Annotated in this window: 19 protein-coding genes; 10 read left to right on the plus strand and 9 right to left on the minus strand. The window is 53.9% G+C overall.

The genetic code is table 11. The features are described 5' to 3' along the window. Positions 1 to 91: 91 nt before the first annotated feature. From F7231_RS18570 to ytxJ, 5 genes are all read right to left on the minus strand, one after another. Positions 92 to 1,411 (minus strand): sensor histidine kinase, encoded by a 1,320-nt coding sequence (locus tag F7231_RS18570; protein ID WP_085414135.1) that lies wholly within the window; start codon positions 1,409 to 1,411, stop codon positions 92 to 94. Beyond that, positions 1,408 to 1,749 carry a circadian clock KaiB family protein gene (locus tag F7231_RS18575; RefSeq protein ID WP_229364941.1) on the minus strand — a complete coding sequence of 114 codons (342 nt, stop codon included), beginning with the start codon at positions 1,747 to 1,749 and terminating at the stop codon, positions 1,408 to 1,410. Before F7231_RS18575 ends, F7231_RS18570 begins: the two co-directional genes overlap by 4 nt. A 1-nt stretch (position 1,750) precedes the next feature. Next, positions 1,751 to 2,050, minus strand: a complete 300-nt coding sequence (locus F7231_RS18580; protein ID WP_085414134.1) for a circadian clock KaiB family protein — start codon at positions 2,048 to 2,050, stop codon at positions 1,751 to 1,753. A 127-nt stretch (positions 2,051 to 2,177) separates the two neighbouring features. Further along, positions 2,178 to 3,890, minus strand: coding sequence for a circadian clock protein KaiC (gene kaiC, locus F7231_RS18585; protein ID WP_085414133.1), 1,713 nt, complete (start codon positions 3,888 to 3,890; stop codon positions 2,178 to 2,180). Between the two features lie 271 nt (positions 3,891 to 4,161). Further along, on the minus strand, positions 4,162 to 4,491 hold the full coding sequence (ytxJ, locus tag F7231_RS18590) for a bacillithiol system redox-active protein YtxJ (RefSeq protein ID WP_166693030.1): 330 nt from the start codon (positions 4,489 to 4,491) through the stop codon (positions 4,162 to 4,164). A gap of 123 nt (positions 4,492 to 4,614) precedes the next feature. Between ytxJ and F7231_RS18595 the strand changes: the two genes are divergently transcribed. The 3 genes from F7231_RS18595 (at position 4,615) to F7231_RS18605 (ending at position 6,861) form a co-directional block, all read left to right on the plus strand. Further along, positions 4,615 to 5,157, plus strand: a complete 543-nt coding sequence (locus F7231_RS18595) for a YfiT family bacillithiol transferase (RefSeq protein WP_166693031.1) — start codon at positions 4,615 to 4,617, stop codon at positions 5,155 to 5,157. A gap of 99 nt (positions 5,158 to 5,256) precedes the next feature. Continuing rightward, positions 5,257 to 5,427 (plus strand): FeoB-associated Cys-rich membrane protein, encoded by a 171-nt coding sequence (locus F7231_RS18600; protein WP_166693032.1) that lies wholly within the window; start codon positions 5,257 to 5,259, stop codon positions 5,425 to 5,427. A gap of 42 nt (positions 5,428 to 5,469) precedes the next feature. Beyond that, positions 5,470 to 6,861, plus strand: coding sequence for a DUF4403 family protein (locus tag F7231_RS18605; RefSeq protein WP_166693033.1), 1,392 nt, complete (start codon positions 5,470 to 5,472; stop codon positions 6,859 to 6,861). On the opposite strand, the gene F7231_RS18610 is transcribed toward F7231_RS18605, so the two are convergent. Beyond that, positions 6,848 to 7,495: a DNA-3-methyladenine glycosylase family protein gene (locus F7231_RS18610; protein ID WP_166693034.1), complete on the minus strand. Its 648-nt coding sequence runs from the start codon at positions 7,493 to 7,495 to the stop codon at positions 6,848 to 6,850. The two genes, F7231_RS18605 and F7231_RS18610, sit on opposite strands and share 14 nt — an antisense overlap. Positions 7,496 to 7,504: 9 nt before the next feature. Continuing rightward, entirely contained in the window at positions 7,505 to 8,695 is a 1,191-nt protein-coding gene (locus tag F7231_RS18615; RefSeq protein WP_166693035.1) for a hypothetical protein, read from the minus strand. A gap of 122 nt (positions 8,696 to 8,817) precedes the next feature. Between F7231_RS18615 and corA the strand changes: the two genes are divergently transcribed. From corA to F7231_RS18630, 3 genes are all read left to right on the plus strand, one after another. After that, entirely contained in the window at positions 8,818 to 9,912 is a 1,095-nt protein-coding gene (gene corA, locus F7231_RS18620; protein WP_085414126.1) for a magnesium/cobalt transporter CorA, read from the plus strand. A 95-nt stretch (positions 9,913 to 10,007) separates the two neighbouring features. Continuing rightward, positions 10,008 to 12,488 carry a bifunctional UDP-N-acetylmuramoyl-tripeptide:D-alanyl-D-alanine ligase/alanine racemase gene (locus F7231_RS18625; protein WP_310589348.1) on the plus strand — a complete coding sequence of 827 codons (2,481 nt, stop codon included), beginning with the start codon at positions 10,008 to 10,010 and terminating at the stop codon, positions 12,486 to 12,488. Between the two features lie 24 nt (positions 12,489 to 12,512). Beyond that, a complete protein-coding gene (locus tag F7231_RS18630) occupies positions 12,513 to 12,989 on the plus strand; it encodes a group II truncated hemoglobin (protein ID WP_166693036.1) in 477 nt (158 codons plus the stop codon). Between the two features lie 115 nt (positions 12,990 to 13,104). On the opposite strand, the gene F7231_RS18635 is transcribed toward F7231_RS18630, so the two are convergent. Then, positions 13,105 to 14,535: an aldehyde dehydrogenase family protein gene (locus F7231_RS18635; protein WP_166693037.1), complete on the minus strand. Its 1,431-nt coding sequence runs from the start codon at positions 14,533 to 14,535 to the stop codon at positions 13,105 to 13,107. A gap of 239 nt (positions 14,536 to 14,774) precedes the next feature. Between F7231_RS18635 and F7231_RS18640 the strand changes: the two genes are divergently transcribed. From F7231_RS18640 to F7231_RS18650, 3 genes are all read left to right on the plus strand, one after another. Continuing rightward, positions 14,775 to 18,209 (plus strand): pyruvate carboxylase, encoded by a 3,435-nt coding sequence (locus tag F7231_RS18640; RefSeq protein WP_166693038.1) that lies wholly within the window; start codon positions 14,775 to 14,777, stop codon positions 18,207 to 18,209. Positions 18,210 to 18,346: 137 nt separating this feature from the next. Then, on the plus strand, positions 18,347 to 19,447 hold the full coding sequence (locus tag F7231_RS18645) for an alpha/beta hydrolase (RefSeq protein WP_085415220.1): 1,101 nt from the start codon (positions 18,347 to 18,349) through the stop codon (positions 19,445 to 19,447). Positions 19,448 to 19,599: 152 nt separating this feature from the next. Beyond that, on the plus strand, positions 19,600 to 20,400 hold the full coding sequence (locus F7231_RS18650; RefSeq protein ID WP_085414121.1) for an SDR family oxidoreductase: 801 nt from the start codon (positions 19,600 to 19,602) through the stop codon (positions 20,398 to 20,400). Positions 20,401 to 20,528: 128 nt separating this feature from the next. Here F7231_RS18650 and F7231_RS18655 read toward each other — a convergent pair whose 3' ends face one another. Continuing rightward, positions 20,529 to 22,529: a tetratricopeptide repeat-containing sensor histidine kinase gene (locus F7231_RS18655; protein ID WP_166693039.1), complete on the minus strand. Its 2,001-nt coding sequence runs from the start codon at positions 22,527 to 22,529 to the stop codon at positions 20,529 to 20,531. Between the two features lie 57 nt (positions 22,530 to 22,586). On the opposite strand from F7231_RS18655, the gene F7231_RS18660 reads away from it, so the two are divergent. Then, on the plus strand, positions 22,587 to 23,828 hold the full coding sequence (locus F7231_RS18660; protein ID WP_166693040.1) for a hypothetical protein: 1,242 nt from the start codon (positions 22,587 to 22,589) through the stop codon (positions 23,826 to 23,828). The last annotated feature ends 17 nt before the right edge of the window (positions 23,829 to 23,845 follow it).

Here is a 23,845-nt window from a genome sequence, read left to right on the forward strand (position 1 = left end):
GACTGGATTAGCTACTCCCTGATACGGTACGGGCATACAGCAAAAGACCGGGTAAAAGTGCCGGTCATCACTCTCTGCAAGCTGACTGGGTTTACGCCGGTAAATACACGATAAACGTGGCCCCTTCCCCCGACTGGCTTCTGGCTGTCAGTCCACCGCGATGGTTCAGTACGACTTTTCTACAGATAGCCAGGCCGACGCCGGAGCCGGGGTAATGTGTTTTACCATGCAGGCGCTGAAATACCTGAAAAATGCGGTCAAGGTATTTCTCCTCGAAGCCAATGCCGTTGTCGGTCACGCTGATCTCGTGGAACAGGCGATCAGGGTTGGTTTCCGATGGGGCGGACAAGGCCGTTACCGGGATGTCCGACGCTTTCAGAGTACGGGCTACCACCTGAATGCGCGGCGCTATGTCGACCGGGTGGAACTTGAGCGCATTGGAAAGAAGGTTCAGAAAAAGCTGGTGAAGCTGGCCTGCATCACCTTGTACAACTGGCAATTCACCAAACTCGACCACCGCATTCGACTCTGACACGGAGATAGACAGATCGTCGAGAATATCGGTTACCAGCAGCGTCAGATCAATCGGGCTGAAGGGGACTTGCTGCGTGGTCAGGCGGGAGTAGTTGAGCAAGTCTTTAATAAGCATCGACATACGCGTGGCGGCAGCACCCATGCGATTGATCATGTCGACGCCCGCATCACCTAACTCCGGCCCGTAGTTGGTCTTGAGCAGATCACCGAATGACTGAATTTTGCGTAGCGGTTCCTGTAGATCATGACTGGCTACATACGCAAATTGCTGCAGGTTATCATTCGACAGGTTTAAGGCATTGTTGCTGATTTCCAGGGCTGTGTTCGACTTCTCGAGACGGTCATTATTTAACCGTAGAAGCTGCTGGGTTTCTTTCTGGATCGTCAGATCAGTGATAATTACCGAGAGAGACGTACCCTCATCCAGTTTCAATTCTGTAACTGACAACAGACAGGGAACCAGGTTACCCCGGCTATCGATCAGTAGAAGTTCGGCCTTCCGATTGTCGATCCGTCCCTCAGTAAACAGTTCATAGCAGAGCGGCAAACAATCGGGCGTTACAAATTGATAAAAGGGTAACCCAATTACCTGCGACAGCGGCATGTCTACCAGCACGGCAAAGGTAGAATTACAGTAAACGATCAGCCCCCCCGCACCAAGTGTGACGGCACCTTCGTTCATTGTTTCGATAATAACCCGGTAGGTAGTATCGGCCGTTTTAAGCGTATACAATTCGTGGCCTTCTTCCCCTTCTACTACCAGGGCATCAATTTGCCCCGTTCTGATGGCCTGTATGGTCTCGGTGGCTTCATCCAATTGAATGCGCAGGCGTTCGTTTTCGGCCAGAAGTCCCTCGTAGGTCTGTACCTCACTCATGTAGATTGATCTAATAATCCCAAGCCTTTGAGTACCCTTTCCGTATCTGACATGTCGCCAATCATCCGCCGTTCGGGCAATGGCCGGTGCTTGATAAGCAAGGGTAACGCAATGATTTGCTGTTGTTCTGCGAAAATTCTCTGTTGATGGATATCAATGATCTCCAGGTTGTAGCGACCTGCCAGGTATGTTTCGCAAAGTTGTTTCAGATTGGTAATGGCGCGTATAGAATTAATAGAAGCTCCCGCAACAAACAAGCTCAATTGGTAGGGCATTTGTTTGTCATCCTGTCCTCCAGTAGCTGAATTATCGTCGTCGTTTGGGTGTGGCTCAATCATCTTACTTCGTGGCCGGACGGATGTTCAGGCCAACCAGTACTTTTTCTTCGTTTGATAAATCACCAATTATTTTTCGAATTGGTTCGGGTACTTTTTTTACCAGCGTTGGAACGGCCAGTATCTGGTCGCCTTCTGCCAATTGGGGATGAACCAGCAAGTCAATTATTTCGATGACGTAATTATCCTTTAGGTTTGCTTCGCAATACCTTCTTAGATTGGCGAGGGCCAGATTCGATTTAGGCGTATTGCCGGCTATATAGAGCCTAAGCTCCCATATTGTTTCTTTATCTTCAGTAACCATAATGTTGAGTGATGGTGTGTTGCACTAAGTCTGCTGACTACTATTGTCTGTTGTTTCACTAACGAAAACAACTCGTTGAGTAACGGCCCAGGAGGGGCTGATGAACCGCCTATATAGACTTAACTGGTTATTCTTCCTTTTGTCTGCTTCGGGTAAGCTGATCCCGATTCTTTTCGAAAATTTCTTTCCGCAGTTCTTCTTCTATGTAACTTTTATTCAGCTCATCCTGCACCGATTCGAACTCCTCTTTCAGACTGGCAATTTTTGACTCAAGGACGAGCCGTTTGCGCTCAATTTCCCGGTCTTTGCGCGTCAGCGCGTGATCGCGCAGGGCTACGCCCGTAACTTGTTGTAACTCCTGGGCTTCGCGGGCAGACCCGGTCAGTACACCTTCAGGACCCAGATACACGTCGACAAGATCGACGCCACGGTCGGTAATGACAAATTCACGTACCTGATTGGAATGCCGCATCCCGCGCGATTTCATCAGGTATAGCCCCCGGTTACGTTCGCCGTTCGACTCAATATCCCTGACCAGCAGCCAGGCATCAACCAACGACGCAACGCCTTCGTCGGCTTGCTCCTGTACGACCGTATTGCGAGTTAGCGCGGTAAACAAAACGGTAATCTGTTGGGTCTGTAAAAAATCGATGAGGCGAATCAACATCGATTTTACTTCGCTCATCGAGCCCACCGTGATCAGGTTGGTGATCGGGTCAAGCACAACTACCTCCGGTTGTATTTTCCGGATCAACTTATGAATGGCGATGAGGTGCATCTCCAGGCCGTTCAGGGTTGGCCGCGACGCGTTGAAGGTGAGCAACCCGTTGTCGATGTGCGCTTGTAGATCAAGGCCAATCGACTTCATGTTGCGGACAATCTGCTGGGGCGACTCTTCGAAAGCCAGGTATAAGCAACGCTTTTTCTGCACGCAGGCACTGTTGACAAAGCAAGCAGCAATGCTGGTTTTCCCGGTTCCGGCTGTTCCCGAGACCAAAATGCTGCTGCCCCGGTAATAGCCTTTACTATCGAGCATCTTGTCGAGCGCCGGAATGCCCGATGAAATGCGTTCCGACGATACATTATGGTCGAGTGTGAGCGAGGTAACAGGCAGCACAGATATCCCTTCGGCGTCGATCAGGAACGGATATTCGTTAGTGCCGTGTACTGATCCCCGGTATTTGACAATACGGAGCAGGCGGGTCGAAATCTGGTTATCGACCCGATGGTCGAGCAGAATAACACAGTCGGAAACGTATTCTTCCAATCCCTGCCGAGTCAGTGAGCCGTCGCCGCGTTCACCGGTAATGATTGTGGTTACCTTTTTCTCTTTGAGCCATTCAAACAGCCGCCGAAGCTCTGCCCGTAGAATCGCCTGATTATTTAGCCCCGAGAACAGGTTTTCGATGGTATCCAGCACCACGCGCTTGGCCCCAATGCTATCAATGGCGTAGCCCAGGCGGATAAACAGGCCATCGAGATCATACTCGCCGGTTTCTTCTATTTCGCTCCGTTCAATGCGAACGTGGTCGAGCTTAACCAGTTTATCTTTTTGAAGTTGGTGGAGATCAAAGCCTAAGGAGGCTACGTTCAATGCCAGTTCTTCCGTTTTTTCCTCAAAAGCGACAAAAACGCCAGGTTCACCATACTGAAGTGCCCCCCTAACAATAAACTCCATAGAGAAGAGGGTCTTTCCACAACCGGCACTACCACAAATGAGCGTAGGCCGGCCTTTGGGAAGGCCGCCAGAAGTAATTTCGTCGAGTCCGGTAATGCCGGTTGGCGTTTTAGGAAGTGCGTTTGGCGGGAGAGGTTGCTCCCAGGGGAGATTCAAATTCATTCAACGTTGATCTATGATACCCTAACCTGGTACCGATTAAGGTTGTTAAAAATAGAAAAATACTTCGGTTGTTTGCAGATAAGCCCAAGTATCTTATTGAAGTAAAGAGGTAATATATTGATAGGTAATTGATTAGAGATAAAAATTAGTAAAGTGAGCCGATCGTTGCAGTAAGCGGGAGATGGGCATTAACGTACCTGCGACTGTCAAAAAAAAGCAGCCACTCCAGGTTGAAGTGGCTGCTTAAAGGCTGCTGTAAGGCTAAAATTGATTACACTGCCTGGGTCAGAGCCTGAAATGAAATACTCATATGCGATGCATCATACACACACTTTCCATCCTGGATCAGTAATACCTGAGGCGACTGGTGCGTGACAGCGAACGTGTCGGCAACCTGACCAGACAAGGGCCGGTTAGCCAGCAAATCAAGGTAATACGGCTTAATGCCCGACGCCTCAGACCAGTTGCGCTCCATCCGGCTGAGTGCCATCGAACTGATCGAGCAGGTAGTGCTGTGTTTGAAAATCAGCACAGGCTGAGTAGCCGATTCGGCCTTTATTTCGTCGAGTTGAGCGGCGTTGGTCAGTTTGTTCCAGTTCATTCTAATCGGTTGTTGGCGGGCGATTCCGTAGTGGTCTGTAACCCGGTTTTGTTTGTTGTCTACCGTCAAAAAAGGTTTTCGTGGTCGAAAAGTTCAGGCTAGATTTGTCAAAACCCACTCCACATGTCAAATCCTGACGACCTCCGCTACCCGATTGGGCCTATGCCCGTCCCCCAGACCTATACGCCCGAACAGCAGCGGGCTAACCTTGCCGCAATTGCCGCATACCCGCAAAAACTAGCCGAATTGGTACAAACCTGGCCTGACGTGCGGCTCGACACGCCCTACCGTCCCGACGGCTGGACGGTCAGGCAGGTAGTGCATCACGTAGCCGATAGCCACATGAATGCGTATATACGTACCCGGTTGGCCCTAACCGAAACAAACCCGCGCATCAGCCCTTACGAAGAGCAGGAGTGGGCCATGTTCGCCGACTCAGCTCTGCCCATTGCCCCGTCGCTGTCCCTGCTCACCAGCCTGCATCTGCGCTGGGTCTATTGCCTGATCCGGCTAACCCCCGGTCAATTCGAGCGAACGTACCTGCACCCGGGTAACCAGCAAACCTACAGTGTTGCCGACGTGCTGGCCCTGTATGCCTGGCATGGCGAACACCACTATCAGCACATCGCCCGACTGGCCCAACGGAACGGATGGGTTGATGTTTGATGTTTGTCGTTTGAGGTTGCGCTGCTCATTATCCATTTCATTGGTTAGCGGCGCAACCTCAAACGACAACCATCAAACAGAAAACGACAACCTGTTCTCATGCAAACGATCCTGGTCTTCGTGTTATTCGCTTTGGCGCTTGGTTATCTGGGCTGGCGGGTATACAAACGGTTTTCGGTTAAAGAGGCGGGCTGCGGCAAAGGTTGTGGCTGCGCGTCTGACAATCAGGTAGCTACGCAACGCAACATTCGGTTGCCAAGTGTACGCTAACATAAACAAACCTTCGGGGGCGTCTGCTCGTTTGTTGCCCATATGATCCCCCCACGTTATACATACATACTAGTCACCTTACTCGCGCTGTGCTGGGCTACAGCCTGCCAAAAAGTAAAGCCGAAAGCCCCAACGGCCGAAGGATTTGACCCGCCCATACCGGAAGCGTTTTCGTTTCTAGCCGGACCAATTACTTTTCAGATTAAGAGCCTCGAAGACAAGATCAACGCCTCGATCAAGACGGAGATCGTTAGCCCCGAAACGATGAAGGGGCAAAAAGGGGCCAGCTTCAATATGCGCGTACGGCGCACCGGGCGGATCAGAATCCGCTATGTCAATCACAAAGTGACCTTCTCGGCTCCGCTGGAGATCTGGCTCGATAATCCAATTCGATTACGGAAGAAAAACCACGCTAAAGAAGCATTGTGTGCACTGTTAGTTGATTTTCAAAGTCCTCTTCAGGTCGCTTCCGACTGGCGGCTCACTACCCGGGTCAGCCTGGTAAAACACACCTGGATAAAGCCGCCGAAAGTGCGGGTGCTGGGCATCAACATTCCGTTTGCTAACCTGGCCGAGAGCGTCATTCAGAAACGGCGGCCTGAAATTGAGAAAGCCATCGATGAGGCTGTTTATGAAGGGCTACGCCTCGATAAGCAGGTTAAACCGGTTTGGCTTGACCTGCAAAAACCGCTAGTACTGGCCAAAAAGCCTGACTCCCTCTGGCTGGTACCCACGCCATTCAGCGTGGCGGTTGGTGAAGTGACGGGCGACGAGAAAACGCTGACTGTACCAATTCGGGTGGCTTTCTACACGAAGACCGTGATTGGTCCACGCCCTAAAATAGCTCTGAACCGCACCCTGCCCACCATTAGGCGCGACAAGCACATCAAGCAAGTCACCGATCTGCGCGTGATGAATTTCATCTCTTACGATGACATTAACCGGATTCTGGCCAAGCAACTCAAAGGCCGTAAGCTGGAGTTGGCCGGTGGCCTGCTGACCATTAATAAAACGACCGTTTACGGTGGGCAACACGCCGTAATCATCCGGGCCGATGTAGGCGGGGCTGTTAAAGGCACTTTGTTCTTCCGGGGCCAGCCCGCCTACGACACGCTGACGCACACGCTGCTGGTAAAGAACATCGACTTTGACGTGGAAACAGAAGAACGCCTGTTATCTACCGCCGACTGGCTGCTGCACGACCGGCTCAATGATACCCTGGCCAAAGCCCTGAAGTTCCCCATCAGGCAGCAAATTGATAAGCTACCTACCCTGATTGATACGGCCTTTGAAAAAGCGAAAGCAGGTAAAAAGAACGACCTGGACATTCTCACGTTTCAGTTTGTCCCCCAGATCATCGCCATTCGACCCGATGGCATTCAGGCGCTTTTGAAGGTAGAGACTACGGTGGCGTTTAAGGTCAAGAAACTGTAACGACGGGTTTCCAGCGCCATAAGTACCGGCAGGCGAGCGTGCGGTAGGGTTGCCAGGGCACGGCAATTTCCTGAAGGCGGCGATAGAGCGGTTTCCCCGTTTCGGTCAGGCCATAGGCGCGAATCATTTTCTGACGAATTACCAGGTCGTCGACGGGAAATACGTCGGGTCGGTCCAAGACAAACATCAGCAGCATTTCAACTGTCCACCGGCCAACGCCTTTGATGGGCAGCAGGTATTGTACCACGGCCTCGTCGGTCATGTTGGCTACGTGTGCAACGGTAAGCGGGTTGGCAAGGGCAAATTCGGCTACACTTTGCAGGTATTTTATCTTCTGAAAAGACAATCCGGCAGCGCGTAGCTCATCGGTCGTTTTCAGCAGCAGCTGAGCAGGCGAGGGGTAGCCTTCCGCATCGGCCGTCTCGCTGAAAAGCATCCTGAATCGTCGAAAAATGGCATCCGCTGCCTTAACTGAAATCTGCTGCGACACAATACTTTCCAGCAAAGCCAGGTAGAGCCGGTCGGCCTCAGGTACGTCGGCAAAGCTGACGGCGGGTTTGATGATAGGCGTTTCGGCAATGATCTGCGCCAGAACAGGGTCTGTCTGCAGATGAGCAAGGGCGTTGGTAGTCATGCGGCTAATCTACCGCTTTTTGTACCGTCGGTGCAACGTACCCAGCACGGCACGACCCATATCGCTGGTCAGGCTATTCAGTAGATCACGGCGCGATGGTGGTGTGCCCGTGGCTGTTAGCAGTGTGCGGCCGTTGAGGGCGCGGTCGTCGCCTTTGAACGTTTCCCACTGAACGGTCCAGTTTGCGCTGGTCTGGTCGGTGTCAGTCCACACCAGTTGGCCCGTTTGCAGGTTAACTGACCGGCTGTCTACGGCCATATTAGCGTCGATGGAATACGTGTAGCGGGTCACTTTTCCCTTTACTTTCTCCAGCACATCCACCACCGTCGAATCGTTGATCCGCTTTGTCCCTACTTTATACAGCTTGTCGCTTTCAACTTCCTGGGTTGTCGAGATCGTCTGCTCGTAGTAAGGAACATACCGGCTTACCGCCAACTGCACGACCTCATCGATCGGGAAACCGTCGTATAACCGAAGCCGTCCATCGATCCCGGTTTCGACCTGATTTGGATTGAAGAGGTGGACGTAGGTCGATGGCTTATTCGACCCCTGGAGGTTGCTGAACAATAGGTTTCCTAATTCGGCCGTCTCCGATGGGTCAAGCTGCGGAGTGAGTTTTGGCGGCTCCACGGCTACCCGTAACAGGGCGTAGGGCAACGTTTCCAGCGACCGCTGAGCCGCATCGCGGTAATTGGGCACCCAGGATAGTGCTTTCTGGTACTGCTCGTAGGCATCGCGGGCAGCCATCCGGTTAGTCTGGTAATGCGCATAAGCGTCGTCGGCCAGTGCATAACGTTCATCGGCGGCCAACTGGCGGGTTTCGGCCAATTGCCGGGCGTAATCGGCGGGGTACGTTGCCAGCCAGGTAGCTGTGGGTGCAGCTTTACGGGCATCGGCGGTCATGGTCTGCAACGTGTTGTACTTGTCGAAAACAGTTTCCCACCGAAACGGAGCAGCCGACTGCACCGTCAGCTTCTGAATGGCCGACTGATGGGCCTGGTAACCCTCGACGAAGGCCCGCTGAATAACCTCCGTTGCCAGTTCGTGACCGCGTCGGCTCAGTCCCGGTTTCTGATTGAGCCGACGACTGGCTTTTTGAACGGCTTCGGCATAATCGCCGCGCCGGTAGGCCGTTTTACCACTGCTGCACGCCTGGAGCAGGGTAACAGTAAGGAGGAGCGGAAGCAGGTAGCGTTTCATAACATGGTAGTTTTGGCATCGACCAGGGTTGAGTGTTGGTAAAGACAGAAATTGACAGCTACATTGAACGGCTTGGTTGCGTTTTGACGTAATTGACCGAAGAAGGTTTAAGCAGAAAACTAGTGGCACGACATCGTTATAAAGTATCGAAAAAACCGGTGGGTACGTCGCCGGGCACGCTGACCTACGTGGGGCGGGAAATTGCGCATGCAACCAAGGTCAGGCGGATCGAATACAATGCAGACGAGTTTAAGATCGACGAGTCGGGCAAGCTGAGTGCCTGTCAGTTACCAACTGGCCAGAATCCGCATGTGCTTTGGCTCGACGTAGACGGGATTCATGAAGCGGCGGTGGTAGGGGCAATGGGCACGCAGTTTCGACTTCACCCCCTGTTACTGGAGGACGTGATGAACACGGAGCAGAAACCTAAAATTGACCTTTATGAAGGCAGCAAGGTGAGTTCGGAAGTCGTGTTTGTTACCCTGAAAATGCTGCACCATAATAACCGTACCCAGGAAATAGACGCCGAACACGTGTGCATGGTGCTGGGTGCCAATTTTCTAATTACGTTTCAGGAAGAGCGCAAGGCCGATATTTTTGAGCCGGTGATCGACCGCATTAAGGCATCAGCGGGAAAGACCCGTCGCAATGGGGCCGATTACCTGCTTTATGCCACGATGGACCTGATTATTGATCACTATTTTGTGGTGATGGAAGGCATGGCCGAAAAGCTGGATGACGTCGAAGACCGCATTATCCGCGACGTAGCCGGGCGCGATACACTGGCGCGCCTGTACGCCCTGAAACGGGAAATGAACCTGATGCGCCGCTACGTACAGCCCCTGCGCGATGTGCTGGGCGTGCTGATGCGGGAAGAATCACCGCTGATTCAGTCGACTACTATGCCGTTTCTGCGCGACCTGGCCGACCACATCAACCAGGTTGTAGAAACGCTAGACGCCTACCGGGAACTCATCCCCGGCCTGCTCGATGTGTACCTGTCGACCAACAGCAACCGGATGAACTCGGTGATGAAAACGCTGACCATCTTTTCGGCCATTTTCATGCCCCTAACATTCATTGTGGGGGTATACGGCATGAATTTCGACAATATGCCCGAGTTGCACACCCGTTACGGGTATTTCTGGACGCTCGGGGCAATGCTGTTATTGGGAAGCGGCATGGTGATTTACTTTAAGCGGCGCGGCTGGATGTAGCGTGGCCAACTAAAGAAAGTGGCTTAACTACTGATTAATGGCTCGGGAAGGCCTTATTTTGAGGTACGTTGCGTACCGTTTATCTTTTCTTCATTGTGCATCAATTAAACGACTTCTGGCTCACCGACTCGCGACAGGTGATGGTGCCCGCACAAAGTGTGTTCTTCGCCATTCGCGGCGATCACCACGACGGGCATGCCTATATCGGCGAACTGTACCGGCAGGGTGTCCGGCAATTTGTCATTGAACAGCCCGTTCCCGGGCAGGAACAGTTCATTGACGCTGAGTTTATTACCGTACCTGGCACGGTTGCCTTTATGCAGGCACAGGCGGCGGCACATCGGGCGACGTTTTCAGTGCCGGTGATCGGCATTACGGGCAGCAACGGCAAAACCATTGTCAAAGAATGGCTGGCCCAACTGCTGACCGGCCCGGTCAGTCAGGCGGGTACCGGGTCGGCCGGGTACGTGGTAGCCCGTAGCCCTAAAAGCTATAATTCGCAGCTCGGCGTGCCGTTGTCAGTGCGTCAGCTTAATAGCACCCACACGCTGGCTATTTTTGAAGCGGGTATTTCACGACCCCACGAAATGGCGGCGCTTGAGGCCATTATCAAACCAACGATCGGCATTTTTACCAATATCGGTACGGCGCACGACGAAGGCTTTAAAACCAGAAAGCAGAAAATAGCCGAGAAGCTCCGGTTATTCGTAGGGGCCGACACGCTGGTGTACTCGCTGGATCAGGACGAGGTCGCCGACGAAATCAGTATGCTCCTGACGGCCGTAAATCCTGGCTGCAAACTGGTCGGCTGGTCGCGGCAAGGCCAGGAGGCGGCTAGTCCGGCGGGCCTCGACAAGCTGTACCGGGTGGCCGTTCAGGGCGATGCACTCACCATCAGTGGAGCCGACAACAAACGCTGGTCACTGCGCATGCCTTTCACCGACCCCGCTTCCGTTGAAAACCTGACGCACTGTATCGTTACGATGCTCACGCTGGGTATTACCGACGAGACTGAGCTTAACCGCCGGCTGGCCCGGCTGCGGGCGGTGTCTATGCGGCTCGAGCTGAAAGAGGGAATCAACAACTGCGTGCTGATCGACGATTCGTATAATAACGACGTGGCCGGCTTGCGGCTGGCTCTCGATTTCCAGAAGCAGCAGGGAAACCGCACGCATAAGACCGTTATCCTGTCCGACGTACTGCAATCGGGGCAGAACGAAACTGACCTGTACCAGTTCATCGGACAGTTACTCACCGAGCAGGGTGTATCGCAGGTCATTGGCATTGGGCCAGTCATTAGCCGCAACAGGGGCTATTTTGCCCAAAACAGCCTGTTCTACCCCGATACCGACACGTTTCTGCGTACGTACCCAGCCCAGGCGGGCATCGAATTTCGGAACAGTGTGGTGCTCATCAAGGGTGCCCGTGCCTTCGGGTTCGAGCGCATCGTAGACCGGTTGCAGCAGAAAGTACACGGTACGGTGCTGCAAATTGATCTGGACGCGCTCACGCATAACCTGAACCAATACCGCGAGCGGGTTGGCAGCCAGACAAAAATCATGGTGATGGTGAAAGCGTTTGCCTACGGGAGTGGCAGCGCCGAAGTGGCGCGGTTACTCCAGTTTCACCGGGTCGACTGGCTGGCCGTGGCCTACGCTGACGAGGGCGTTTTTCTGCGTCAGCAGGGCATTACGTTGCCAATCATGGTGATGAACCCCTCGCCCGAGGCATTTCAGACATTGCTCGATCATGCGCTCGAACCGGAGATGTACAGCCTGCGCCTGCTCCACGAATGGGGCAGTTTTATTGAGCAGGCCACCCCGGATTCGCCGGTGCCCTGCCACCTGAAGATCGATACCGGCATGCATCGGCTGGGTTTCCTGGAAGCCGAAATTCCCACGGTGGTCACGTACCTGAAAGCTCACCCGGCCGTGCAGATCGCCACCTTGTTTAGCCACCTGGCCGGGGCCGATGACGCGCAGTTCAACGCCTTTTCGCAACAGCAGTACGATACGTTCTGTCGGGCGGCAACGGTGCTCGAGGCGGGTATCGGCTACCGTCCTGTGCGGCACCTGCTCAATTCAGCGGGCATCGTGCGGTTTCCTGACTTTAAGCTTGATATGGTTCGGTTAGGCATTGGCCTGTATGGCGTTGAAAGCAGCCAGACCGAGCCGTCGCTCCTGCGCCCTGTGGGTACGTTAACCACCACCATCAGCCAGATTAAGATCGTTCCGGCTGGCGAAACCGTTGGCTACAGCCGGCGCGGCGTACTCGACCACGATTCACGCATTGCCACATTGGCACTGGGCTACGCCGACGGCTACGACCGCCGCCTTGGCAATGGTGTAGGGGAGGTGTGGGTCAACGGCGTACTGTGCCCCACCGTTGGCAGCGTTTGCATGGACATGACCATGATCGACGTGACCCATGCTCCCGCCAGCGAGGGCGATTTTGTCGAAATCTTCGGTCCTAATGTACCCGTCACCCACCTGTCGCAGCGTATGGGGACAATTCCTTATGAAGTTTTAACCGGCATCAGCGAGCGCGTAAAACGGGTGTTCTTTGCCGCCGGGTAATCAGCCAATAAACCACTCGATACGATGAACGGGAAAACGATTCCTACACTCTATGCCTGGGCTGGTGAAAATGACCGCCTTGAAGAGCTAACGGCCCATTTTTACGCTAAAGTCGCGCAGGATGAACTGCTGGCTCCGGTGTTTAGCCACATGTCGACTGAGCACGCCCGGCACGTGGCTCACTTCATTGGTGAAGTTTTCGGTGGCCCTCCGCGCTATACCGAAGCCGACGGTGGCAGCCATACACACATGGTGGAGCATCATATCGGAAAACACCTCACCGAGCCCCAGCGCAAACGGTGGATGGCGTTGCTACTCGACAGCGCCGATGAGGTGGGTTTACCCAGCGACCCGGAGTTTCGGTCGGCGCTGGTTGGCTACCTGGAATGGGGCAGCCGACTTGCCGTGCTGAATTCGCAAACTGACGACAACCCTATTACCGAAGGTGAACCTATGCCAAAATGGGGTTGGGGCGAAACCGGCGGGCCGTATCAGCCATAAGCAGATAGGATCAACACAGCTAAACAGAGGTCACACGGAGAACATCGCGCATCGGTTGATAAACAACGCTGTGTTCTCCGTGTGACCTTTGTTTAGCTGTGTCAATAAACACCCATTACGAGAACTTCATCGCCCAGCCGATCAATTTCTTTACCCGGTCGGTGTAGGGGGGGAACAGAAACTTCATCGTGCCAAATTGCCGGCGTAAAATGCTTCGGCGGTGCGACAACTCCTGAAACCCGAAGTAACCGTGGTAACTGCCAATGCCGCTATTGTTGACGCCACCAAACGGCATTTCCGGATTGGTGAAGTGGATCATGGCGTCGTTGATGACCGTATCGCCCGCCGACGTGCGGTTGATCAGGTAGTCGATGTGTTCCTGCTTGCGGCTGTGAATGTAAAGCGCCAGCGGTTTTTCGCGGCTGTTGATATGGGCCAGCGCTTCGTCGAGATTCTTCATTGTGACCACAGGCAACAGCGGCCCGAAAATCTCTTCCTGCATAATCTGCATGTCGTCGGTAACGCCATCGATCAGGGTGGGCTCCACGAAATTATCGGCTTCGTTGGTTCGGCCACCCATCAGCACGGTGGCCCCTTTACGGGCTGCATCATCGATCAGTCCTTTGACCCGCTGAAAATGGCGCTGATTGACAATGCGGGCGTAGCTGTCGGAGGCGGCTCGTGCGGTGCTGTCGGCGCCATACATCCGTTCCACCACCGCTTTAAACTCAGCAAGGAGCGGCGCTTTAACCGACTCATGCACCAGCAGGTAATCGGGCGCAATGCAGGTTTGGCCGTTGTTGAAATACTTTGACCAGGCCAGGATCTCGGCCGTCTTTTTAAGGTCGGCGGTTTCGTCAACGATAAACGGTGATTTGCCACCCAATTCCAGGGTCACCGAGGCCAGGTGTTTGGCGGCAGCGGCCATGATCACTTTGCCCAGCGCGGGGCTGCCCGTAAAGAAAATGTGGTTAAACGGCAGGTCGAGCATCGTTTGCGCCGTGTCTGCATCGCCTTCAAACAGCACAACTTCCTCGGGCGGAAACAGATCGTTGACCATCCGACCCAGCAAAGCGGCGGTATTGGGTGTCAGCTCAGACGGTTTCAGCATGCAGACGTTCCCAGCGGCGATGGCAGCAATCAGTGGCCCAACCATCAGGTCGAACGGGTAATTCCAGGGGGAAATAATCAGCACCACGCCTTTGGGCTCATAGTGCAGGTAGCCGCTTGTGCCTACCAGCGAGAGCGGCGTGGGCACGCGCTGCGGTTTCATCCACTGCTTCAGGTGCCGGATCGTATAGCGTAAATCGCCGAGCAAGCCCGTCAGTTCGCCCAGGTCTACTTCGGCCGAGGGTTTACGAAAGTCGGCGTACATGGCCGCGTGTATATCGGTCCGGTGCGTTTCTACCCATGTTTTCACCCGCTTTAACCGGTCGATTCGCTGGTCGGCAGTGGTTAGTGCCATGGCTGACGCATGGTGGCGCAGCCGGTCAAAAGCCGCTTTTATCGAGGCTTTTGCGTCTATTTTGGGTTCCTCAGCAATCATGGTAGGCAGGGTTATTTTTTATGAAAAATACAAAAAAAAAGAAAGATCAGTCAACGTACCTGATCTGTGACGAAATTGGCGAGCAGACCAGGTAGTGTTTGACTGACTTCGGCCCGGCAGATTTGTGGTAACTTATGCGCTAACGTTTCTGCATTTCAGGCTGATTTCTCCAAATTTTCCACAAATTTGCCTCGTCGTTTGCTGACAATACAACCAAAGGCCTTATTTGTTGCCAAATCATGAAAGACTATATCCGTCCAATCAACCGCCTGTTGGTTGCTAACCGGGGTGAAATTGCCATCCGTATCATGCGGGCTGCCACCGAACTTGGTATCACCACCGTAGCCGTTTACACCTACGAAGACCGCTATTCGCTTCACCGCTACAAGGCCGACGAAGCGTATCAGATTGGGCGTGACGACGAGCCGCTGAAACCCTACCTGGATGTAGAAGGGATGATTCTGCTGGCCAAAAGCAAAAAGATCGACGCCATCCACCCCGGTTATGGTTTCCTGTCGGAAAACGTAAAACTGGCCCGGCGGTGCCGCGAGGAGGGCATTATTTTCATTGGCCCCACGCCCGAAGCCATGGAAGCCCTTGGTGATAAGGTGCGGGCCAAAAATCTGGCAACAATTGCGGAGGTGCCGCTCATTCCCGATTCGCGGGAAGAGAACATGTCGGCCGAACGGGCTGGTCAGGAAGCCGCCCGGATCGGTTTCCCGGTGATGGTAAAAGCTGCCGCCGGTGGTGGCGGACGCGGTATGCGGGTGGTCAGGAACCCCGATGACTTTGAAAAGTCATTTACCGAAGCGAAGAACGAAGCCCGCAACGCCTTTGGCGACGACACGATTTTCCTCGAGAAATTCATTGAAGACCCCAAGCATATTGAAGTACAACTGCTCGGCGATACACACGGTAACCTGATTCACCTATACGAACGCGACTGCTCGGTACAACGCCGTTTCCAGAAGGTCGTCGAGGTAGCTCCGTCGTTTGGTCTGAAGCAGGAAACACGCGAGCAACTGTATGCCTACGCCCTGAAAATTGGCAAGGCAGCGGGCTACAGCAACGCCGGTACGGTGGAGTTTCTGGTCGATAAAGAAGAGAATATTTACTTCATCGAAGTGAACCCCCGGATTCAGGTTGAGCACACGATCACGGAAGAGGTAACGGGTGTCGACATCGTTCGCTCGCAGATCCTGATCGCGATGGGCTATAAACTGTCCGACAACGGGATCTACATCAATCACCAGGATGAAGTGCCACTGAACGGATTTGCCATTCAGTGCCGCATCACAACGGAAGACCCCGCCAACGGCTTCAAGCCTGATTTTGGTACCATCATCGCCTACCGTAACGCGGCTGGCTTTGGTATCCGTCTCGACGAAGGCAGCAGCTATCCCGGCGTTAAAATTTCCCCGTATTTTGATTCAATGATCGTGAAAGTGTCGGCCCGGGGACGTACTCTGAAAGGCGCCACCCAGCGATTACAGCGGGCGCTGGTCGAATTCCGGATTCGGGGCGTGAAAACCAATATCTCGTTCCTGATGAACGTGATCGACCACCCGGTTTTCCAGCGCGGCGATGCCCGCGTCTCATTCATTGAAAGCCACCCCGAACTGTTCAAGCTCCGCCAGCCGCAAGACCGCTCTACCAAGGTGCTGCGCTACCTCGGCGAAGTGATCGTGAACGGCAACCCGGAGGTGAAAAAGCGCGACGACAGCAAGGTATTCCGCACGCCCGTTGTGCCCATTTTCGACCAGTACGGCCAATACCCGGCCGGTAACCGCGACCGCCTGAACGAGCTGGGCCGTGAAGGCTTCGCCAACTGGGTACGTGATCAGAAGCAGATTCTCTACACCGATACGACCTTCCGCGATGGCCATCAGTCGCTGCTGGCCACGCGGGTACGTACCCAGGACTTGCAAAAGGTAGCCGAAGGGTTTGCCAAAAATCACCCCGAACTCTTCTCGATGGAAGTCTGGGGCGGCGCTACTTTCGACGTGTCGATGCGATTCCTGTATGAGAGCCCGTGGAAGCGGCTGGCCGCCTTGCGCGAGGCCATGCCCAACATGCTGTTGCAGATGCTCTTCCGGGGTTCCAACGCTGTGGGCTACTCAGCCTACCCCGACAATCTGATTGAGAAATTCGTGGAGAAGTCGGCCGAAACGGGTATCGACGTCTTCCGTATTTTCGACTCACTGAACTGGGTCGAGGCTATGAAAGTGAGCATCCGCGCCGTTCGTGAGCGGACTAACGCTATTGCTGAAGCCGCCATCTGCTACAGCGGTATCGACGAGAAATACACGCTTCAGTATTACCTCGACATGGCTAAACAGCTTGAGGATGAAGGCTCGCACCTGCTGTGTATCAAAGACATGGCCGGTCTGCTGAAACCGCTCGACGCGCAATTGCTGGTAAGTGAGTTAAAGAAGAGCTTGAGCATCCCGATTCACTTACATACCCACGATACGGCGGGTATTCAGGCGGCAACGTACCTGAAAGCGATCGACGCGGGCGTAGATATCGTCGACTGTGCGCTGGGTGCCTTGTCGGGCCTGACCTCGCAGCCGAACTTTAATTCGGTGGTGGCGATGATGCAGGGGCACGAGCGGGAATGTGCCGTTGACCTGCCGTCGCTGAATGCCTACTCCAACTATTGGGAAGACGTTCGGGAATACTATTATCCGTTCGAGAGCGGTATGAAAGCGGGCAGCGCCGAAGTGTACGAAAACGAGATTCCGGGCGGGCAATATTCGAACCTGAAGCCACAGGCCATTGCTACGGGCCTCGGCGACAAGTTCGAGACGCTGAAGAAGAACTACTCGGTTGCCAATCAATTGTTTGGGAACATCATTAAGGTGACGCCTTCGTCGAAAGTGGTGGGTGACATGGCGATTTTCATGACCGCCAACAACCTGACCGCCGACGATGTGCTGGAGCGCGGCGAATCGCTGTCGTTCCCCGAATCGGTGAAGGATCTGATGAAGGGTATTCTGGGTCAGCCCTATGGCGGTTTCCCCGAGAATATTCAGAAGGCCGTGCTGAAAGGGGAGGAGCCGATCACCGGTCGTCCCAACGAGCACCTGGCCCCGATCGATTTCGATGCTGATTTTACCAAATTCCAGGAGGCATTCCCCCGCAACGATGGCTTTCTCGATTACCTCTCGTATCAGATGTACCCCAAGGTGTATGAGGAATACTACAAGGCCATTGATCAGTACGGCGACGTCAGTATCATTCCAACGCCGGCGTTCTTCTACGGTCTGAAGCCCAACGAAGAAATTCTGGTGCCGATTGCCGAGGGTAAAAATATCCTGGTACGTCTGCTGTTTATGTCGGAGCCCGACGCGTCGGGCATGCGCACGATCACCTTTGAACTGAACGGTCAGGGCCGTCAGGTACAGGTACGTGACAAGGCGCAGAAGGTGGTGAAAGAGCAAAACCAGAAGGTGAGTAAACCGACCGACATTGGTTCGCCGCTACAAGGTCGCCTGACCCGCATACTGGTGAAGCCCGGCGACGAGGTGAAGAAGAACCAGCCGCTGTTTGTGATCGAAGCCATGAAAATGGAAAGCATCGTGGCCGCTCAGCAGCCCGGCACCGTCAAGCAGGTACTGCTGAAAGAAAACACCACCATTGAGCAAGACGACTGGGTCATCGAGATGGCGTAGCGTTAACTGGTAGAACGTTAGATGTGCAGGTTGGTCCACTTATATAGGGGCTGGCCTGCACTTTTTTGCGTCTTTTACCCACTACATTTGAGCTTAGTAGCTACCTTCTGCCATCTAGTATGAACCCCAATCCGATCATGCGTTCGTTGACATATTTCCGCCAGTTCATAGCGCTTGCCTTGCTGACGGCTACATTTCTGTTGCTGGTTGCCAGCCAGAGTTTTGGTCAGAGCAGTCCCGTTAAAACAGGCACCGTGGAGCGTATCAAGGTGCATGGTAAAGGGCTGGAAGGTAACCTGGCCGGTGATTCGCCCGATCGCGACGTATCAATTTATCTGCCACCCAGCTATGGTACCGATAAGACCCGGCGGTATCCGGTTATTTATTTTCTGCACGGCTTCACCGACAACGACGCGCAATGGTATGGCCTGACCAAGCATTGGATCAACCTGCCGTCGGTTGTCGATAAAACGCTGGCCGGGGGTAAGTCGCGTGAGTTTATCATTGTGACGCCGAATGCTTACAATCGTTATTTCGGGAGCATGTACTCTAACTCGGTGACGATTGGCAACTGGGAGGGCTTTGTGGCGGACGAACTGGTTACCTACGTCGATAAGCACTACCGCACCCTGGCGCAGGCAAGCAGTCGTGGGTTGGCGGGGCACTCGATGGGCGGATATGGGTCGATCCGGATCGGTCAGAAACACCCCGAAACATTCTCTAGTATCTACCTGCTGAGTCCCTGCTGCATGCTGCCCAATACGGGCGGCTCGGTGAGTGCTGCCATGGCTGCCCGTATGGAGGGCGTGAAGTCGCTGGCCGATCTGGAGAAAGCGGATTTCGGTACAAAAGCGATGTTTGCGTCGGCGGCATCGTGGTCGCCCAACCCAACCAACGCGCCATTTTACCTGGATTTGCCCGTCAAAGACGGCCAGCCACAGCCAATGGTGGCTACCAAATGGGCCGCGAACGCACCGCTCGCGCTGCTGGATCAGTACATCGGCAACCTGAAAAAGCTGCATGCCATCGCGTTTGATGCCGGATCGAAAGACGAGAGCATAGCCGCCAACAACAAAATTCTGGACGCCATGCTGACCAACTACCAGATTCCGCATGGCTATGAGGAATATGATGGCGATCACCTGAACCGTATCGCCGAGCGTATTGAACAGAAGATGCTCCCGTTCTTCACGGCTAATCTGTCGGTCGAACCTGTTCGCCCGGCGAAAAAACGGTAAGGTGTATCGTCCTGCTAGCTGAAGCCAATGGAACCGCAGGCAATTACAGCAAAGGGTGCTCTGGTGTCGTGAGTAACGCCTGAACGGCTGTATACTTGCAGTTCGTCTCGTTATCAATTAATGTGGTGTTCGGGCGAACGTTAACGAAGCCTATGTCAAAAGTTATCCTAGTTACCGGTGCATCAACTGGTCTCGGCGAGTCGATCGCCGCTTATTTGAGTCAACGCGGCCATACCGTATATGGCACCTCCCGGCAGGCCGACACGTCGGGCAAGCCGTTTACCATGCTGGCCATGGACGTAACCAGTGCAGAGAGCATTCAGCAGGGTGTAGACCATATTGTGCAGCGCGAGGGACGACTGGATGTCATCATCAACAACGCCGGACTGGGCATTGCGGCCCCCGTCGAAGAGTTGCCGTTGGCCGATGTACTGCGCGTCTTCGATACCAACGTGCTTGGCATCATCCGAACGGTGCAGGCGGTGTTGCCCGTTATGCGTCGTCAGCGATCAGGGCTGATCATCAACATCAGTTCAATTGCTGCCGAAGCCGGATTGCCCTATCGGGGCGGGTACAGTGCCAGCAAAGCCGCCGTTGAGCGCCTCACCGAAGCGTTGCGGCTTGAGTTGGCTCCGTTTGGCGTGCAGGCCTGCTCCATTCAGCCGGGCGGTACGCGGACCGATATCAACAAGAATCGCCTGCGCGTTTCGCTGGCGGCAGACAGCGTTTATCGAAAAACGTTTGAGCGAACCTACGAACTGATTGATGAGAGTGTAAGTGGCGGTATCGACCCCGCCGTGTTCGGTCCGCTAATCGACTCGATCATTCAGTCGCCCTCGGTAAAGCGGCTCTACCGGGTAGGCAAACCGCTCGAGAAACTGTCCGTTCTGCTCAAATTGATCTTACCTACTGCTACCTACGAGCGTATGATCCGGAAGCATTACGAGATGTAACTACTTGCAGAGGCTGGTTGAGCTTCGCAAAGCAGCCCTTTGACTAGGTCGGGGTTCTGGTCGAAGGGTATGCATAGCGAAGCAACAGCACCGTCGCTGAGCCATCTCATCTGTTAACAAACAGCTAGCTACCCCGTTGCCTGATGCCTGGCCGGAAGCCTGATCACGAATTCTGTGCCTTCGCCTTCGCGGCTGGTAACGGTCATCTCTCCGCCGTGCCCTTTGGTGATGATGTCGTAGCTTAAGCTCAGGCCCAGACCCGTTCCCTCGCCGGTTGGCTTTGTTGTGAAAAACGGCTGGAAAATCTTTTGCAACACGCCGTCAGGGATCCCCGACCCGTTATCGGCCATTCGTAGCTCAACCATTCCGTTCCGGGCCAGGGTGCTCACGGTGATCGTTGGTTCATAGCCCGCGTCGCTCTGGGTACGTTTGGCACGTTCCTGCACCGCATACACGGCATTGGTGTAGAGATTCAGCAGCACACGCCCAATGTCTGGCCCAACCATATCGATCTTGTTCAGGCCAGGCGCGAAGTGAGTCACCAGTTTACAGTAAACGTCTTTGTCTTTAGCCAGTTGTCCCTGATAGGCTATTGTCAGGTATTCGTTGGCCAGAGTGTTCAGGTTTGTAGGGGCCTTTTCGCCGGTGGCGTGCCGACTATGCGCGAGCATCCCCTTTACAATCGCCTCGGCACGCTTGCCGTGATGAGTGATCTTCGACAGGTTAAGGCTCAAATCTGTGGCAAGAGCCAGCAACTCCCCGGTTCGTCCTTCCTCGATGTCGGTCTTGAGTTCATCCACCAGTTCGGAGCATATTTCCGAGAAGTTATTGACGAAGTTGAGTGGGTTCTGAATTTCGTGGGCAATACCGGCGGTCAGCTCTCCGAGGCTGGCGAGTTTTTCTTTCTGAATAAGCTGCGCCTGCGTAGCCGTCAACTGGCTCAGTGCATCTTCAGCTTTGTGCCGTTGTATGCTGATCTCGTCCCGCTGACGCTGAAGTTGCACGTTGGCCCGTTGCTTGCTCCGATTAGTCCGGTAGAGAAGCAGCGCAATCGTTACAAATACAGAAATAAGGCCTAGCAGAATGTAGGTCGTAATCTTGCCGCGATAAGCTGCCTCGGCCTGGTCGATATCCTGCTGACGCATCTTTTCGTTGAACTCGATATTCTGGAAATTCCTGACTTTTTCGGCGCTTTCCAGGCTATCCTTCGCTGTAGTTGCAAGCTTAAAACTTGCCAGTGCCTGCTCAGGATTTGACCGTTCCGTTAGCTCCGACAGCAACTTACCCGCCTGGAGTACATTGACCGGTATGTTGGCCGTCTGCGCCAGGCGTAGAGAACGCCCGGCGTACAGAATCGCAGAATCAGCCCGATTAAGTTTCTGGAATACCTCGGCCATTTCAACGTAGGTCTGGCTAAGCGTCCGATCGTCCTTCATGCTGACAGACGTGGCGATGCTTTTCTGGTAGAACGAGAGCGCCAGCGGGTAGCGGCCCATGCGTTTGTAGATATTCCCCAGGTTGATTAGTTCGATCTGTATGTCATCGGCTTTCTGTTTACGCGTCAGGTCATAAGCCGTTCGGGTGTAGGCCAGCGCCGAATCCAGCTGGTTGAGCAGCGCGTAATCGCTCCCGATATTCGACAGGGCAATTCTGCTCAAATCGATGTTGCCCAGTTGGTCGGCCAGCGCGCGGGTTTTTTGAAAGTACTCAATCGCTTTGCGAGAATCTTTTCGCTCCGAATACAGCACGCCGATGTTATTGTAGGTGCGGGCCAGAGCGTCTTTATCGTCTATGGCCTGTGCTACCTGAATCGACTTCAGGTGGGCATCGAGCGCCTTTGCGTAATTACCCGTTAGCCGATAAATTGTGCCCATTCGGTTCAGAATTCGGGCTTCTCCGCGTTGGTAACCAACCGCTTGCGCAATTGATAAGCCGTCCTGCGCAAATTGCATGGCCTCCACTGTTTTCGAATACATCAGCGATCGCCCAAGCTGGTCGAGGAGCAGCACCCGGCTTGTGTCGGCGAGGGGCTGGTTGAGCCGTTGCTTGAGGCTGTCGGTCAGGCTCTGCTGAGCGACAGCTCCCTGGTACCAAAAACAGGTAAGGACAAGAAGTTTAAACACCTTCATACCTGTAAGATAGTATTACTGGATAAATCTATGTAAGATTCCGGTAAATTACTGAGTATGAACCGCACTGTTGAGCCACGTATGAAGCATTTGTACTTTCTCATTCTGCTTGTTGTTGCAAGCCTACGAACTACGACCCGTCTGTTGGCGAAGCCAGCGCCGGCCCCGACGCTACATGTGCTGTACGTGCTCGAACAGGACGACCGCGAGTACGGCGTGCTGAACATGACCAACGAAACAAACATGACCCAGATCATGGAAACAGTGCAACTGGGGCTGGGCTACCGACGGCGAACAACGTACCTGAACAAAGGCACGTTCACGGCGGCTATCCTCCGGCAAACGATCGCGAAACTCAAAACCCAGCCACGCGATATCATCGTAATTTATTATTCGGGTTACGGCATCGTGCCGACGAAAAATACGGTCAGTTTTGCCAACTGGAAACTGCGGAACGTACCTGAAAAAGGGCTGCCGGTGGCCGAGGTTGAAGGGTGGCTGACTGCCAAAAAAGTGCACCTTGGCTTGATTATCGCTGATTGCAGTGGTCAGTTTTTGGCCAATAATGGCCATGCTGCTTCTGTAGGAGCTGGTATGCTCGATTTGAGAAAGCAGGTGCTCCGGCGACTATTTTTGAACACCTGCGGTATCGTAAAAATGGGTAGCTCGCTGCCGTTGCTGCCCTCCTGGGTCAATAAACGGTATGAAGGCTCCGTGTTCACGACGGCTTTTTATCAGGGATTTGACCGGATGCTAAGTATCAGCACCCGCGAAGAGCTAGACAGGGTCTCGTTTCAGTATTTGGCAGAGCGTACCCAAACGTACATGTCTATGACGTTGGGTGGATTGCCTTTCCAGCAGGAACCTGTGCTCGACCAGAAATCGTGTCGTGTAGCTGCCAGGACTAGTGCAAAGCGGCCTGCTCTTGACCCGCTGGCCCCCGAAACGCTCAGTAACCTGCTGACGGCGGTGGTGCTGAACCCCCAAGCGGTACAGACGCCCCAGATTCGGCAGCAACTTCTGGCATTGGCGCTGCCTGATGCTACCGTGGAGGTAACCCGGTTCACTGGTCAGTACTATTCAGATCTGAAACCCGTCGCTAACTCAACGCAGCAATTCACGCTCAGCGAGTATCTGAACCGGACAGAATATACATTCAGCAAGATGGAGAAGGACTCAGTAATAGCCCTTAGCAGTTCGCTATGGGCCGTTTCGGTAGCTGGCGTCGAAGCGAGTGAGACCACCCCGAAGTTGATAAAGCACCTGGTCATTCATGAAAACTGGTTGGCTATCCGCTAGGCCATTCAGGTATGTAG

The sequence above is a fragment of the Fibrivirga algicola genome, assembly GCF_011742925.1.
GTDB lineage: Bacteria > Bacteroidota > Bacteroidia > Cytophagales > Spirosomataceae > Fibrella > Fibrella algicola.